The following is a 12,433-nucleotide window of genomic DNA, read 5'->3' on the forward strand; positions in this document are numbered from 1 at the left end:
ACTACAAAGGCAGGTTCTTTAAGGTAAGGAGGTGATCCAACCGCAGGTTCCCCTACGGTTACCTTGTTACGACTTCACCCCAGTCATGAATCACAAAGTGGTAAGCGCCCTCCCGAAGGTTAAGCTACCTACTTCTTTTGCAACCCACTCCCATGGTGTGACGGGCGGTGTGTACAAGGCCCGGGAACGTATTCACCGTAGCATTCTGATCTACGATTACTAGCGATTCCGACTTCATGGAGTCGAGTTGCAGACTCCAATCCGGACTACGACGCACTTTATGAGGTCCGCTTGCTCTCGCGAGGTCGCTTCTCTTTGTATGCGCCATTGTAGCACGTGTGTAGCCCTACTCGTAAGGGCCATGATGACTTGACGTCATCCCCACCTTCCTCCAGTTTATCACTGGCAGTCTCCTTTGAGTTCCCGGCCGAACCGCTGGCAACAAAGGATAAGGGTTGCGCTCGTTGCGGGACTTAACCCAACATTTCACAACACGAGCTGACGACAGCCATGCAGCACCTGTCTCAGAGTTCCCGAAGGCACCAATCCATCTCTGGAAAGTTCTCTGGATGTCAAGAGTAGGTAAGGTTCTTCGCGTTGCATCGAATTAAACCACATGCTCCACCGCTTGTGCGGGCCCCCGTCAATTCATTTGAGTTTTAACCTTGCGGCCGTACTCCCCAGGCGGTCGACTTAACGCGTTAGCTCCGGAAGCCACGCCTCAAGGGCACAACCTCCAAGTCGACATCGTTTACGGCGTGGACTACCAGGGTATCTAATCCTGTTTGCTCCCCACGCTTTCGCACCTGAGCGTCAGTCTTTGTCCAGGGGGCCGCCTTCGCCACCGGTATTCCTCCAGATCTCTACGCATTTCACCGCTACACCTGGAATTCTACCCCCCTCTACAAGACTCTAGCCTGCCAGTTTCGAATGCAGTTCCCAGGTTGAGCCCGGGGATTTCACATCCGACTTGACAGACCGCCTGCGTGCGCTTTACGCCCAGTAATTCCGATTAACGCTTGCACCCTCCGTATTACCGCGGCTGCTGGCACGGAGTTAGCCGGTGCTTCTTCTGCGGGTAACGTCAATCGACAAGGTTATTAACCTTATCGCCTTCCTCCCCGCTGAAAGTACTTTACAACCCGAAGGCCTTCTTCATACACGCGGCATGGCTGCATCAGGCTTGCGCCCATTGTGCAATATTCCCCACTGCTGCCTCCCGTAGGAGTCTGGACCGTGTCTCAGTTCCAGTGTGGCTGGTCATCCTCTCAGACCAGCTAGGGATCGTCGCCTAGGTGAGCCGTTACCCCACCTACTAGCTAATCCCATCTGGGCACATCTGATGGCAAGAGGCCCGAAGGTCCCCCTCTTTGGTCTTGCGACGTTATGCGGTATTAGCTACCGTTTCCAGTAGTTATCCCCCTCCATCAGGCAGTTTCCCAGACATTACTCACCCGTCCGCCGCTCGTCACCCGAGAGCAAGCTCTCTGTGCTACCGCTCGACTTGCATGTGTTAGGCCTGCCGCCAGCGTTCAATCTGAGCCATGATCAAACTCTTCAATTTAAGTTTGATGCTCGTGAATTAAACTTCGTAATGAATTACGTATGTTCACTCAGAGACTTGGTATTCATTTATTGTCCGAAGACATTAAGAATCCATGTCACTTTGAGTGCCCACACAGATTGTCTGATAAATTGTTAAAGAGCAGTGCAACGCGGCTTTCGCTCACCGTTGCGAGGTGGCGTATATTACGCTTTCCTCTTTCAGAGTCAACCCGTTATTTCAGAATTTTTCTCTTCAACCGAACCGCTTGTTGTGTGAAGTGATTCACATCCGCCGTGTCGATGGAGGCGCATTATAGGGGGCCGCCGAGGAATGACAAGCGGAAAAATGCATTTTTATTTCAACCGCTCATCTTTTCACCAAAAAGGCTATTTTTGGTGCTTTTTAATCTCTTTTGGCAGATCGGCCAGACTATTAATCACCCAATCCGCTGCATTTTCTGCTTCTGGCGTCACTGGCTTACCGGTGCGAACTAATATTTTGGTTCCTACACCCGCTGCGGCGGCTGCCTGCATATCTTCCAGTTTATCGCCCACCATATAAGAAGCAGACATATCAATGTGCAGGAACTCCTGTGCAGAGATGAACATCCCGGGATGCGGCTTACGGCAGTCACAGGTCTGACGATACGCTTCAACGGTTCCCTGCGGGTGGTGCGGACAATAGTAGATGCCGTCGAGATCCACACCGCGGTCGGCTAGCGACCAGTCCATCCATTCCGTCAGCGTCTCGAACTGCGCCTCGGTGAATTTACCGCGTGCAATACCGGACTGGTTCGTCACAACCACCAGCGCATAACCCATCTCTTTCAGCTGGCGCATGGCATCTATTACGCCCTCGATAAACTCGAACTCATCAATCTCATGAACATAACCGTGATCCACATTAATAGTGCCGTCACGATCGAGAAAAATTGCGGGTACTGATTTTGCCACCGGTTTGCTCCTGAAAAAGGCATGTTCGACTAGTATCTCATGAATCGCAGCGCAATAAAGTGCTCATCGTACAGAGTTGGATTGATTTAGACGTCTGGATGCCTTAACATCCGTTTTGTTTACGGTCATCACCCGTATCTGGCAGAAGAAAATGCCACGGCTAACTTACATACGATAAAAATAATCTAATGATTAAACTTTCCAATATCACCAAAGTGTTCCAGCAGGGGAACCGAACCATTCAGGCGCTGAACAACGTCAGCCTGCATGTTCCTGCTGGTCAAATTTATGGCGTCATTGGCGCATCGGGTGCAGGTAAAAGCACGCTGATTCGTTGTGTTAACCTGCTTGAGCGCCCAACCCAGGGCAGCGTAGAAGTTGGCGGCCAGGAACTTACCGCCCTCTCAGAGAAAGAACTCACCAAAGCGCGTCGTCAGATTGGCATGATCTTCCAGCACTTTAACCTGCTGGCTTCCCGCACCGTGTTCGGCAACGTTGCCCTGCCGCTTGAGCTTGATAACACGCCAAAAGAAGAAGTGAAGCGTCGCGTCACCGAACTGCTCGACCTCGTAGGTCTGGGCGACAAGCATGATAGCTACCCGGCAAATCTGTCCGGTGGGCAAAAGCAGCGTGTGGCCATTGCCCGCGCGCTGGCAAGCAATCCTAAGGTTCTGCTGTGTGATGAAGCCACCAGCGCACTGGATCCGGCAACTACGCGTTCGATTCTGGAACTGCTGAAAGACATTAACCGTCGCCTGGGCCTGACGATCCTCCTTATTACACATGAGATGGATGTGGTGAAACGCATCTGCGACTGCGTGGCGGTCATCAGCAACGGTGAACTGATCGAGCAGGACACGGTAAGTGAAGTCTTCTCGCATCCGAAGACGCCGCTGGCACAGCAGTTCATCCAGTCCACGCTGCATCTGGATATTCCGGAAGATTATCTGGAGCGTTTGAAAACCGAACCCGCAGCAGACAGCGTCCCGATGCTGCGCATGGAGTTCACCGGTCAGTCCGTTGACGCTCCCCTGCTTTCCGAAACCGCGCGTCGCTTTAACGTAAACAACAACATCATCAGCGCGCAGATGGATTACGCCGGTGGCGTGAAGTTCGGCATCATGCTGACAGAAATGCACGGCACACAAGAAGAAACCCAGGCCGCGATTGCCTGGCTGCAAGAACACCACGTAAAAGTAGAGGTACTGGGTTATGTCTGAGCCGATGATGTGGCTGCTGGTTCGCGGCGTTTGGGAAACGCTGGCAATGACCTTTGTCTCTGGCTTCTTTGGTTTTGTGATTGGCCTGCCGGTCGGCGTACTGCTGTATGTGACGCGTCCGGGTCAAATCATTGAGAACGCGAAACTGTACCGTACGCTCTCTGCGCTGGTGAACATCTTCCGTTCTATTCCCTTCATTATTCTGCTGGTGTGGATGATTCCGTTTACCCGCGTGATCGTCGGAACGTCTATCGGTCTGCAGGCGGCCATTGTTCCGCTAACCGTGGGGGCTGCGCCGTTTATCGCCCGTATGGTGGAAAACGCCCTGCTGGAGATCCCAACCGGTTTGATCGAAGCCTCACGCGCGATGGGCGCAACGCCGATGCAGATCGTCCGCAAAGTCCTGCTCCCGGAAGCACTGCCAGGCCTGGTGAACGCGGCAACCATCACGCTCATCACGCTGGTCGGTTATTCCGCAATGGGTGGCGCAGTTGGCGCTGGCGGTTTAGGTCAGATTGGTTACCAGTACGGCTATATTGGATATAACGCTACCGTGATGAATACCGTTCTGGTATTGCTGGTTGTTCTGGTTTATTTAATCCAGTTCTCTGGCGATCGCATCGTCCGGACCGTTACTCACAAATAACGTTACACACAACACAAACTCTACGAGTTAAGGATAAAACATGGCGTTTAAATTAAAGACCTTTGCAGCAGTAGGCGCGCTGATCGGCTCTCTGGCACTGGTGGGTTGCGGTCAGGACGAAAAAGATCCAAACCACATTAAAGTGGGCGTTATCGTGGGTGCAGAACAACAGGTTGCTGAAGTTGCTCAGAAAGTGGCGAAAGAGAAGTATGGCCTGGACGTTGAGCTGGTGACCTTCAACGATTACGTTCTGCCGAACGAAGCGCTGAGCAAAGGCGATATCGACGCTAACGCCTTCCAGCATAAGCCATACCTGGATCAGCAGATCAAAGATCGTGGCTATAAACTGGTGGGTGTTGGTAACACCTTCGTTTATCCAATTGCCGGTTACTCTAAGAAAATTAAATCGCTGGACGAGCTGCAGCCGGGCTCTCAGGTTGCCGTGCCTAACGACCCAACCAACCTTGGCCGTTCCCTGCTGCTGCTGCAGAAAGTGGGCCTGATAAAACTGAAAGACGGTGTTGGCCTGCTGCCAACCGTTCTGGATGTCACCGAGAACCCGAAAAATCTGAAAATTGTTGAACTGGAAGCACCGCAGCTGCCTCGTTCTCTGGACGATGCGCAGATTGCCCTGGCCGTTATCAACACCACTTACGCCAGCCAGATTGGCCTGACGCCAGCCAAAGACGGTATCTTCGTAGAAGATAAAGACTCCCCGTACGTTAACCTGATCGTGACTCGCGAAGACAACAAGGACGCGGAAAACGTGAAGAAATTCGTTCAGGCTTATCAGTCTGATGAAGTTTACCAGGAAGCCAACAAAGTGTTTAACGGCGGCGCTGTTAAAGGCTGGTAATCTCACCTCAGTGTAATATCATCAGGACGGGCTTATGCCCGTCTTGTCATTTGTGCAGTCAACTGATTCAATATCTGACGTTTTGATTATCCATTGAGGAACTATTATGCGTGCTTTACCGATCTGTCTTTTAGCACTCATGCTGAGCGGCTGTTCTATGCTAAGCAGATCTCCCGTTGAACCTGTTCAAAGCACGGCAACCCCGCCAAAAACCGAGCCTGCGAAACCGAAAGTGGTTCGCCCTGCACCGGTTCGCATTATCACGAAAGCAGACGAACTCGTCGGTAAACCGTTCCGTGAACTGGGCGAAGTGAGCGGCGAATCCTGTCAGGCAACCAATCAGGACTCACCACCGAATATTCCGACAGCGCGTAAACGTATGCAGATTAATGCCGCAAAAATGAAAGCCAACGCGGTTCTGCTGCACAGCTGCGAAGTCAACAGCGGCACGCCGGGCTGCTATCGTCAGGCGGTTTGCATCGGTTCTGCGCTGAACATCACGGCGAAATGAGTGCATTTCAGTTCGAGCAGATAGGCGTTATCCATTCTCCTTATAAAGAGAAGTTCGCCGTCCCCCGCCAGCCCGGTCTGGTCACCAGCGGAAGCGGTGAGCTTCACCTGATTGCGCCTTACAATCAGGCCGATGCTGTACGCGGGCTCGAGGCTTTCAGCCATTTATGGGTGGTGTTCGTGTTTCACCAGACGATGGAAGGCGGCTGGCGTCCTACCGTGCGCCCTCCTCGTCTTGGCGGAAATGCGAGAATGGGCGTGTTTGCGACTCGCTCGACCTTCCGCCCAAACCCGGTTGGCATGTCGCTGGTTGAACTGAAAGGCATACGCTGCCAGAAAGATCGGGTGATACTGGAGTTAGGTAGTCTGGACCTGGTAGACGGCACGCCGGTAATCGACATCAAACCCTATTTGCCCTTCGCCGAAGCGCTCCCGGACGCGCGTGCAAGTTATGCTCAGGACGCACCGCAGGCGGACATGCCTGTTTATTTTACGCCAGAGATAACCGCGCAGATCGGTCAGCTGGAGAAACGCTATCCTCGCTTACGGGATTTCATCACTGAAGTTCTGGCACAGGACCCTCGTCCGGCCTACCGTAAAGATGAGGAAGAAGGAAAAACGTACGCCGTCTGGCTGCTTGATTTCAACGTTCGCTGGCGCGTCACCGGGGCAGGTTTTGAAGTGTTTGCCCTTGAACCCAGGTAATTTTGTTCTCCTCTCTTTTGGCATCTTTGCCACACTGGTAAACTAAACCACTTTTTTGTGTCAGGCTGGTGTTTCAGCCTGTTCCAATCGTCGAAATGGAACCGTAACAACATGCGTACTAGCCAATATCTGCTCTCCACTCTGAAGGAGACGCCTGCCGACGCCGAAGTGATCAGCCATCAGCTGATGCTGCGCGCCGGGATGATCCGCAAGCTGGCCTCCGGGTTATACACCTGGCTGCCGACCGGCGTGCGCGTCCTGAAAAAAGTCGAAAACATCGTGCGTGAAGAGATGAACAACGCCGGTGCTATCGAGGTGTCCATGCCTGTGGTTCAGCCCGCTGACCTGTGGCAGGAGAGCGGCCGTTGGGAGCAATATGGTCCTGAACTGCTGCGCTTTGTCGATCGCGGCGAGCGTCCTTTCGTTCTCGGCCCAACGCATGAAGAAGTCATTACCGACCTGATTCGTAACGAGCTGAGCTCTTACAAACAGCTGCCGCTGAACTTCTTCCAGATCCAGACCAAGTTCCGTGACGAAGTTCGCCCACGTTTCGGCGTCATGCGCTCTCGCGAATTCCTGATGAAAGATGCTTACTCTTTCCATACCTCTCAGGAATCACTGCAAGAGACTTACGACGCAATGTACGCGGCGTACAGCAAGATCTTCTCCCGCATGGGTCTGGATTTCCGCGCTGTGCAGGCAGATACCGGCTCCATCGGCGGTAGCGCATCCCATGAGTTCCAGGTACTGGCGCAGAGCGGTGAAGACGATGTGATCTTCTCTGACTCTTCAGACTACGCGGCGAACATCGAATTTGCAGAAGCGCTGGCGCCAAAAGAGCCACGCGGCGCGGCAACGCAAGAGATGACGCTGGTTGATACGCCAAACGCGAAAACCATCGCCGAGCTGGTTGAGCAGTTCAATCTGCCAGTCGAAAAAACCGTGAAAACCCTGCTGGTGAAATCTACCGAAGGTAGCGCTTATCCGCTGGTTGCCCTGCTGGTGCGTGGCGATCATGAGCTGAACGAAGTGAAAGCCGAGAAGCTGCCGCAGGTAGCCAGCCCGCTGACCTTCGCAACGGAAGCGGAAATCCGCGCCGTGGTGAATGCGGGTCCAGGTTCACTGGGTCCAGTCAATCTACCGGTGCCTGTTGTCATTGACCGCACGGTTGCGGCAATGAGCGACTTCTCCGCAGGTGCGAACATCGACGGTAAACATTACTTCGGCATCAACTGGGATCGCGACGTGGCGACGCCGGAAGTGGCTGACATCCGTAACGTGGTTGCAGGCGATCCAAGCCCGGACGGCCAGGGTACCCTGATGATTAAGCGCGGCATCGAAGTGGGTCATATCTTCCAGCTGGGTGATAAATACTCTCGCGCGCTGAACGCGGCCGTTCAGGGTGAAGATGGCCGTAACCAGATCCTGACCATGGGTTGCTACGGTATCGGGGTGACGCGCGTGGTGGCTGCGGCGATTGAGCAGAACTACGACGAACGCGGCATCGTCTGGCCGGACAATATTGCGCCGTTCCAGGTGGCCATTCTGCCAATGAACATGCACAAGTCTTACCGCGTGCAGGAGCTGGCCGAGAAGCTGTATGCCGAGCTGCGCGCTCAGGGTATCGAAGTGCTGATGGATGACCGTAAAGAGCGTCCAGGCGTAATGTTCGCCGATATGGAACTGATCGGTATCCCGCACACCGTCGTCATCGGCGACCGTAACCTCGACAGCGATGAGATTGAATACAAATACCGTCGCAGCGGCGAGAAACAGATGATCAAGACCGGCGACATTCTTGATTACCTGGTGAAAGCCATCAAAGGCTAAACAAAAAACCCCGCTCAGGCGGGGTTTTTTAATGGCTCAACATCAGCTTATTTACTGTTACAGTCTTTACCCGCAACAAACTTCGCGTCTTTATCTGCCACCAGCGTTTTCACCATCTCTCCGCTATCCGGGTTTGGATCCAGCGTAAAGTGACCGTCAACCGTCAGCAGTACCGGCTTGCTGTCATTGCCGCGTGCCACAGCGTAATCACGTTCAAGCTGCGCATTGTTTGCCACGCTGACCTTCCTGCCGGTTGCGCAGTCGGTAAAGATCGCCGCATCCGCCATATAGAAGTACATCCCCCGCATTGCCATCGGCGTGGCAGGCAGAGCCGCTTTTACCGGCGCCAGCGTGTAGTTGAGCTGGGATTCAATCGGGTTGCCTTCGCGGTCGAGCATCTCCATCCCCTCGCCTTTGGCGCGGAAAAAGGTTTTCTCACCGGAGGTATCCGTCAGGACCAGCTTCTCTGCCGTACGCGCCCATGTTCCATAAGTGGCAAAAGAAGAAGGCTCTTTAGCGCCCTGATAGCGCTGATTCATCACCCAGGTGCCATCTTTTTGCAGGAACAGAGACGTTTCAATGCCTTCGCAGTCCGCGCAAGGCAATACGCCGCGCCAGCTTTGCTGCATTGGTTTTAATTCTTCCGTTTGCGTGGGTCGTAAAACCTGCGTTTCGGAGCGGTTGTTACACCCAAAAAGCGCAAACAGCGTACTCACTGCCAGCGCTGACCATAATGCTTTTTTCACAATGAATTCCTTATGAAAAGTGTGTTCCCTTTCGTCACTCTGTCGGGCGACGAACTTTACCGCGTAGTGCTTTCACTGTGGATTTTTGGGCCTTCGAGGACAACCGACGCTCTTTCGATGCGCGGGTCGGCCGCGTTGCCCGGCGGCTTTTTTGTACTGCCGTTAGCTCTTTGATGACCGCCACCAGCCTGGCTATCGCCGCTTCCCGGTTGAGCTCCTGGCTGCGGTACTCCTGGGCTTTGATCACAATCACGCCATCGCTGGTGATCAGGTGATGGCTGGCGGCAAGCAGGCTTTCTTTATAATACTCTGGCAGGCTTGAGAACCGAATGTCAAAACGCAAATGGATAGCCGTCGACGCCTTGTTGACGTGCTGCCCGCCAGCCCCCTGCGCACGAATGGCGGTGATCTCCAGCTCGCTGTCAGGGATGCTGACGTTTCGGGACAAGACGATCATGACGCGGGTTGCCACGCCGTTAAATGAATTTCCAGATTATTCTGAGAATCAGAGAGCCAGATGGCGCCATCCTGAATCGTCGCCTGCAAAACCATGGTCCGGCTGGCGAACTCGCTCAACTGCGCCAGCTGCTCATCGTCCAGATACCAGACCGTGAGATTTTTAAACTGTCCGCACTTGCTCTTGTTTTGCTGCCACCAGATCTCCGCCGCACGCTGATTATACGCGAATAAGGCCACTTCAGCGGACTGGGTGCAGGCCTTCTTAATTCTGCGCTCGTCAGGCAGGCCGAGTTCGATCCACAAATCGATACCCAGATGATCGTTGCGCAGCCAGGCTTCAGGCTCGTCTTCTGCGCTTAACCCACGGGAAAACTGCAGACGCTCGTCGGCATACTTAATCCACGCCAGCAGGCGCAGCATCATGCGCTCCTGGGTTTCGGAGGGGTGGCGTGCCAGCGTAAGCGACGCATCGAGGAACTGGTTGCGATCCAGATCGGCCACATTGACCACAGCTTTATAAATTGTCGCTTTCAGCGCCATGAGAGAACTCCATTCGAATCAGGCGCACATTGTAGCGAAAACCGCGGCAAAAGGCTGTTACAGGGTGTTAAATACACCGCTATCAAGGCTCTGATATTGCTTAAATGAGTATGGTATAGTCACCTTGCTAAACCGAGTTTATCTTCGTAGGCTTAATGATATCTCACAGTAAGTCAGTGCGCTGGCGGGAGGGGATGTGAATAATTATTGTGAGTTAATTCGCAAACGGTATGCGGAAATCGCCAGCGGAGATCTGGGGTATATCCCGGACGCGTTGGGCTGTGTATTGAAGGTGCTTAATGAAGTGGCCTCTGATGAGAGCCTTTCAGAGTCGGTCAGGGAAAAAGCAGCGTATGCTGCGGCGAATTTACTGGTGAGCGATTATGTCGATGAATGATACTTATCAACCCATCAATTGTGATGACTATGACAACCTCGAACTCGCCTGCCAGCATCATTTATTACTGACGCTGGAGCTAAAAGATGGCGAAGTGTTGAAGGCGAAAGCCAGCGATCTGGTTTCACGAAAGAATGTGGAATACCTGATAGTGGAAGACGCCGGGGCGACGCGTGAGCTGCGTCTGGACAAAATAGCCAGCTTCAGCCACCCGCAAATCGGCACCGTCGTGGTGAGCGAATCCTGATGACACTAACGGGCAGCCTGGCTGCCCGTTACGCTTTCTGCCACTCAAAACGAACGCCCTCTTCTGACCACCCCTCTTCCGTGATGAACACCCCTGCCGCAGCGATAAGCGTTTCACCGTAGAACAGTAGCGGCGTGGTGTCGCGCAGCCACGGCGGCACGTTACACTCCTGCCATATTTTCTTCAGCTTCCGTCCCCCGTTGCGCCCGACGATATGCAGCAGGCCGCCAGCCTTAAAGCGCACGGTGACAGGTTCATCGGGCTTAGGCAGCCGCACATGACCAGACGACAGAAGAGAAACGCGTCCTGCCTCACAGGGCAATATCAGGGGCGCGTCAGGAGAAAGCCAGTCGAGCACCACATCGGTCAGCGAGGGCATGGATTTTATCCACCAGAGCTCCCCTTTATAACGTCTCACCTCAAAACCGTTCAGGTGGACGCACGGAGAAGCATCATCCCGCGCCAGTGCGACTTCGTCCCAGATACGGCTCAGCATTATCCGCGACGGCATCGCAGCGCGATGAAAGGCCAGCCAGCGCCGTAGCAGCGCGGCGCGACGTACCTGGCTCATCGCTTTCATCGGTGCGATCGCCAGCGCCCCGTCGGCAGAAATCAGCCCAGCCAGCTCGTCTCTCAACAGCTCATCCAGCAACGACTCCTGTTCGGCGCACAGCATGGCGCTTCTTGCCGTCGCGTCGGCGAAATGCGGCCAGCGCTCGCCTAAAAGCGGGAGGACGCGCAGACGCAGGAAGTTACGGTCATAGCCGTCATCCTGGTTACTCTCATCTTCGATCCAGTTCAGCTGATGTTCTCGCGCCCAGGCTTCCAGCGAGGCACGCGTCTCGCCAAGCAGCGGACGCAGTAGCGTTGTGCCGGCAAATTCAGAACGCGCCGGCATGGCAGAAAGCCCCGCCGGCCCGCTGCCCCGCTTAAGCGCCAGCAGAAAGGTTTCACACTGGTCATCAAGATGCTGGGCCGTGACCAGCGCTTCTCCAGTACGTAATGCCCCGGCAAACGCGGCATAGCGGGCTTTCCGCGCCTGCGCCTCGATGCCCAGCCCTTCCTTCGCAAGCGTCACTCGCTCAACGATGAGCGGGATCGCCCAGGCCGCACACAAGGCTTCGCAGTGCGCCACCCACGCCTCTGCATGAGGGCTTAACCCGTGGTGAATATGCATCGCCCGAAGCTGGACGTCAGGTTCCCGATCGCGCCAAAGCTTAAGGCGATGCAGCAACACGGTAGAATCCAGGCCACCGCTAAACCCCACCAGCAGCTGGCGGTACGGTGAAACGGCTTGTGCGATAGCGGGTAAGGTCATAGGAGATTACACATAAAAAATGCCCGAACTGAGCGGGCATTATCACACAGGACAACCATTACTGCTGATAAAGCTCCAGCGGCAGGCCGTCCGGATCGTTGAAAAAAGTAAAGCGCTTGTCGGTGAACGGATCGACGCGTATCGCTTCGCACGTCACGCCGTGCGCTTCCAGATGCTTAACTGCGCTATCCAGGTCATCGACGCTGAAGGCAAGATGACGCAGGCCGCAGGCTTCCGGGCGGGACGGACGTGCAGGCGGAAAAGGAAAAGAGAAGAGCTCAATCACATATTGCCCGTTTAACGCCAGGTCGCCCTTCCAGGAGTCGCGCTCCTCGCGGTAGGCCTCGCTCATGAGCGTAAAGCCCAGGATGTCGCAGTAGAAGGCCTTACTTTTCGCGTAATCGGTCGCAATGATCGCAATATGATGAACAGCTTTTAAACCCAGCATAGCTTCTCCTTT

14 protein-coding genes and 1 other annotated feature (1 of these 15 only partly in view) are annotated in these 12,433 nt (G+C 54.3%); of the genes, 8 read left to right on the top strand and 6 right to left on the bottom strand.

Annotation, left to right across the window (positions count from 1 at the left end):
• Window positions 1–1,564 (bottom strand) — a sequence feature (most likely nonfunctional fraction of RNA operon) (it extends 2,827 nt beyond the left edge of the window).
• A gap of 368 nt (window positions 1,565–1,932) precedes the next feature.
• Window positions 1,933–2,499: a D-glycero-beta-D-manno-heptose 1,7-bisphosphate 7-phosphatase gene (gene gmhB, locus HCH49_RS12265; RefSeq protein ID WP_029741186.1), complete on the bottom strand. Its 567-nt coding sequence runs from the start codon at window positions 2,497–2,499 to the stop codon at window positions 1,933–1,935.
• 188 nt (window positions 2,500–2,687) lie between these two features.
• On the opposite strand from gmhB, the gene metN reads away from it, so the two are divergent.
• The 6 genes from metN to proS all read left to right on the top strand — a co-directional run bounded on the left by metN (window position 2,688) and on the right by proS (window position 8,266).
• Window positions 2,688–3,719: a methionine ABC transporter ATP-binding protein MetN gene (metN, locus tag HCH49_RS12270; protein ID WP_023310475.1), complete on the top strand. Its 1,032-nt coding sequence runs from the start codon at window positions 2,688–2,690 to the stop codon at window positions 3,717–3,719.
• Window positions 3,712–4,365, top strand: coding sequence for a methionine ABC transporter permease MetI (locus tag HCH49_RS12275; RefSeq protein WP_014168730.1), 654 nt, complete (start codon window positions 3,712–3,714; stop codon window positions 4,363–4,365). Before metN ends, HCH49_RS12275 begins: the two co-directional genes overlap by 8 nt.
• Window positions 4,366–4,405: 40 nt before the next feature.
• Window positions 4,406–5,221 carry a methionine ABC transporter substrate-binding lipoprotein MetQ gene (gene metQ / locus HCH49_RS12280; protein ID WP_014168729.1) on the top strand — a complete coding sequence of 272 codons (816 nt, stop codon included), beginning with the start codon at window positions 4,406–4,408 and terminating at the stop codon, window positions 5,219–5,221.
• Between the two features lie 106 nt (window positions 5,222–5,327).
• Window positions 5,328–5,732, top strand: a complete 405-nt coding sequence (gene rcsF / locus HCH49_RS12285) for an Rcs stress response system protein RcsF (RefSeq protein WP_221702749.1) — start codon at window positions 5,328–5,330, stop codon at window positions 5,730–5,732.
• Window positions 5,729–6,436: a tRNA (N6-threonylcarbamoyladenosine(37)-N6)-methyltransferase TrmO gene (gene tsaA / locus HCH49_RS12290; RefSeq protein ID WP_143347504.1), complete on the top strand. Its 708-nt coding sequence runs from the start codon at window positions 5,729–5,731 to the stop codon at window positions 6,434–6,436. Before rcsF ends, tsaA begins: the two co-directional genes overlap by 4 nt.
• Before the next feature lie 111 nt (window positions 6,437–6,547).
• Window positions 6,548–8,266 carry a proline--tRNA ligase gene (gene proS / locus HCH49_RS12295; RefSeq protein ID WP_033144681.1) on the top strand — a complete coding sequence of 573 codons (1,719 nt, stop codon included), beginning with the start codon at window positions 6,548–6,550 and terminating at the stop codon, window positions 8,264–8,266.
• A 47-nt stretch (window positions 8,267–8,313) separates the two neighbouring features.
• On the opposite strand, the gene nlpE is transcribed toward proS, so the two are convergent.
• From nlpE to HCH49_RS12310, 3 genes are read right to left on the bottom strand one after another with little or no spacing between them, the layout of a single operon-like run.
• A complete protein-coding gene (gene nlpE, locus HCH49_RS12300) occupies window positions 8,314–9,012 on the bottom strand; it encodes an envelope stress response activation lipoprotein NlpE (RefSeq protein ID WP_221702750.1) in 699 nt (232 codons plus the stop codon).
• A 34-nt stretch (window positions 9,013–9,046) separates the two neighbouring features.
• The gene (gene arfB / locus HCH49_RS12305; protein WP_221702901.1) at window positions 9,047–9,469 is read right to left on the bottom strand and encodes an alternative ribosome rescue aminoacyl-tRNA hydrolase ArfB; all 423 of its coding nucleotides are present in this window, start codon (window positions 9,467–9,469) and stop codon (window positions 9,047–9,049) included.
• Complete coding sequence (locus tag HCH49_RS12310; RefSeq protein ID WP_033144678.1) at window positions 9,466–10,011, bottom strand: YaeQ family protein; 546 nt, start codon at window positions 10,009–10,011, stop codon at window positions 9,466–9,468. The genes arfB and HCH49_RS12310 overlap by 4 nt, the downstream gene beginning before the upstream one ends.
• A gap of 196 nt (window positions 10,012–10,207) precedes the next feature.
• On the opposite strand from HCH49_RS12310, the gene HCH49_RS12315 reads away from it, so the two are divergent.
• Both HCH49_RS12315 and rof read left to right on the top strand, forming a co-directional pair.
• Entirely contained in the window at window positions 10,208–10,408 is a 201-nt protein-coding gene (locus tag HCH49_RS12315; protein ID WP_006173580.1) for a YaeP family protein, read from the top strand.
• A complete protein-coding gene (gene rof / locus HCH49_RS12320; RefSeq protein ID WP_008501890.1) occupies window positions 10,395–10,655 on the top strand; it encodes a Rho-binding antiterminator in 261 nt (86 codons plus the stop codon). The genes HCH49_RS12315 and rof overlap by 14 nt, the downstream gene beginning before the upstream one ends.
• Window positions 10,656–10,683: 28 nt before the next feature.
• Here rof and tilS read toward each other — a convergent pair whose 3' ends face one another.
• Together tilS and HCH49_RS12330 are read right to left on the bottom strand one after the other, a co-directional pair.
• Entirely contained in the window at window positions 10,684–11,973 is a 1,290-nt protein-coding gene (gene tilS / locus HCH49_RS12325) for a tRNA lysidine(34) synthetase TilS (protein WP_221702751.1), read from the bottom strand.
• 58 nt (window positions 11,974–12,031) lie between these two features.
• Window positions 12,032–12,421, bottom strand: coding sequence for a VOC family protein (locus HCH49_RS12330; RefSeq protein ID WP_023334583.1), 390 nt, complete (start codon window positions 12,419–12,421; stop codon window positions 12,032–12,034).
• Between the last annotated feature and the right edge of the window lie 12 nt (window positions 12,422–12,433).

The sequence above is a fragment of the Enterobacter sp. Y17 genome, from assembly GCF_019730495.1.
Taxonomy (GTDB): domain Bacteria; phylum Pseudomonadota; class Gammaproteobacteria; order Enterobacterales; family Enterobacteriaceae; genus Enterobacter; species Enterobacter asburiae_B.